Annotated in this window: 3 protein-coding genes; 1 reads left to right on the forward strand and 2 read right to left on the reverse strand. The window is 69.3% G+C overall.

Annotated elements, in window-relative coordinates; translation table 11 throughout:
• Positions 1-776, forward strand: a 776-nt coding sequence (locus J0695_RS31465) for an ATP-dependent helicase C-terminal domain-containing protein (protein ID WP_277990055.1), incomplete at its 5' end; no start/stop codon positions are given.
• Here the strand turns inward: J0695_RS31465 and pgfA are convergent.
• Entirely contained in the window at positions 766-1,755 is a 990-nt protein-coding gene (gene pgfA / locus J0695_RS31470) for a cell envelope lipid trafficking protein PgfA (RefSeq protein ID WP_206967840.1), read from the reverse strand. The two genes, J0695_RS31465 and pgfA, sit on opposite strands and share 11 nt — an antisense overlap.
• Before the next feature lie 12 nt (positions 1,756-1,767).
• Complete coding sequence (locus J0695_RS31475; protein WP_206967842.1) at positions 1,768-1,905, reverse strand: SPW_0924 family protein; 138 nt, start codon at positions 1,903-1,905, stop codon at positions 1,768-1,770.
• Positions 1,906-2,165: the final 260 nt, after the last annotated feature.

Consider the following 2,165-nt stretch of genomic DNA (forward strand, 5'->3'; position numbering starts at 1 on the left):
TCGCCGCGGTGATCGACGAGGACACCGCCCGGCTGGCCGCCGGGCATCTGCTCTCCGCCGGCGAGGAGGTGCGCTGGGACGGCGGCGACGTCGTGGCACGGCGGGTGGAGCGGCTGGGCGCGGTGGAACTCGCGGTGCGCAATCTGCGGAGTCCGGAGCCCGCACTCGTACGGGAAGCCCTGCTGGAGGGGTTGCGTACGGAGGGCCTCGGGCTGCTGCGGTGGACGCGCGATGCGCAGGGGCTGCGTGAGCGGCTGGCCTTCCTGCACCGGGTGGTGGGCGGCGGCTGGCCCGATGTGACGGACGAGGCGCTGCTCGATGCCGCCGACTCCTGGCTGGAGCCCGAGCTGTCGCGGGCGCGGCGCAGGAGCGACCTGGGGCGGATCGAGGCCGGGCAGGCCCTGAACCGGCTGCTTCCGTGGGCCACCGGTGAGGCGTCCCGCCTCGACGCGCTCGCACCGGAGCGCATCGAGGTGCCGAGCGGGTCGCGTATCCGGGTGGAGTACGGGGGTGAACAGCCGGTGCTGGCAGTGAAGTTGCAGGAGATGTTCGGGCTGGCGCAGACGCCGACGGTGGCCGGGGTGCCCGTACTGGTGCATCTGCTGTCGCCCGCCGGGCGGCCGGCGGCCGTCACCGCCGATCTCGCGTCCTTCTGGAAGGACGGATACCGGTCGGTGCGGGCCGAGTTGAGGGGACGCTACCCCAAGCACCCCTGGCCGGAGGACCCTTCGGCCGCCGCAGCGACCCGGTTCACCAACGCGCGCCTCAAGCGGTGACCGGCTCCGGTTCCGTCTCGGTCACCTGCTCGGGTCCGGGGCGGCGGCTGCGCGCCTCCAGGAACAGGGAGAGGGCGAGCAGCAGCACGCCCAGCCCGAGGGAGCCCCAGGGGACGTAGGAAGTGAAGGCCAGGATGAGCACACGGTTCTTCTTGACCAGGTTGTACGTGGAGTCCAGGTAGTCCTGGCGCATCTTGACGTGTCCGGAGAAGACCGTGACCTTGTCGTGGCCGAACAGAGCGGTGGCGTTGCGCAGCTCGTTCTGCTGGATCTCCTCCCCGTTGACGGGGCCGCCGGTGAGCGGGTCCACCCAGAACATCCGCTTCGTCTTGTACCAGCGGGTCAGGCCGGTCTGTTTGATGATCGCGGGAGTGACGCCCGCGATCGGCATCGTCTTGGGCATCGCGACCTGCGTCCAGGCGATGTCCTGCTCGAAGTAGTAGACGTCCAGGCCGCGGTACTTCACGGTGCCCTTGTAGTGGATGGGTGCGGATTTGCGGGTCTGTGCGTCGAAGTACTCGTAGTCGCGCTTCTCGGTCAGGAAGGGCCACTTGAACTCGATGCCCTCGCGGGAGACCTGATCGCCGTCGACCATTTCGCCGGTCGCGTGCACGGGGGCCTGGCTGTGGGCGTCGAAGATGTAGCGCTCGGGGACCTTGGAGACCATTCCCCCTTTGGAGTCGACGATGTAGGAGAGCGCGTCCCAGACGACGACGTCCTTGCCCGCGCTCTTCTCGATCCGGTTCGACTCCTCCACATTGCCCTTGAGGGTCTGCACGATGGTGACCTTGGGGACCTTCTCGGCCTTCAGGCTCTTGTAGTTGATGAGGGTCGCGTCCTTCGCCTCCAGGACCGTCTCCTGGTACTGGTTGGCCGGGACCTTGGCGAGGCGCGGGAAGGCGTACCAGCGCACCAGTGGGGACAGGGCGGTGAAGAACACCGCGAAGGCGAGCAGGATCAGACTGGCTTTACGGCGCATGACCGCCCTCCGTTACTTCGTGGGGCCGGGGACTGTGGTGAGCAAGGGCTTCGGCGAGGTGTGGCCGGAGGGGGCGCCGATCGCCGAGATGGTGAGGACGAGGGCGAGGGCGACCGCCAGCCCGATGGCGGCGGCTATGAGGGCGCGCATACTCGGCCTCCAGGGAATCTGATACAGCGTCAGGGCTTCGGGGCTGGGGCACCGTAGCAATGCGGCGGCCAGATGAGAACACGTTGCACCGGACGGCCGGGGCCGGCGGACGCGAAAGTGCCCGGCCGCGGGTGCGGCCGGGCACTTTCGGGAACTGCTGGGTCAGCGGCGTCAGTTGGCCGGGCAGCTGTCCGAGGGGGACGGGGTCGGTGTGGGCGTCGGAGTCGGCGTCGCACTGTCCGAGGGGCTGGGCGTGGGAG

It is taken from the genome of Streptomyces beijiangensis, from assembly GCF_017315755.1.
GTDB lineage: Bacteria > Actinomycetota > Actinomycetes > Streptomycetales > Streptomycetaceae > Streptomyces > Streptomyces beijiangensis.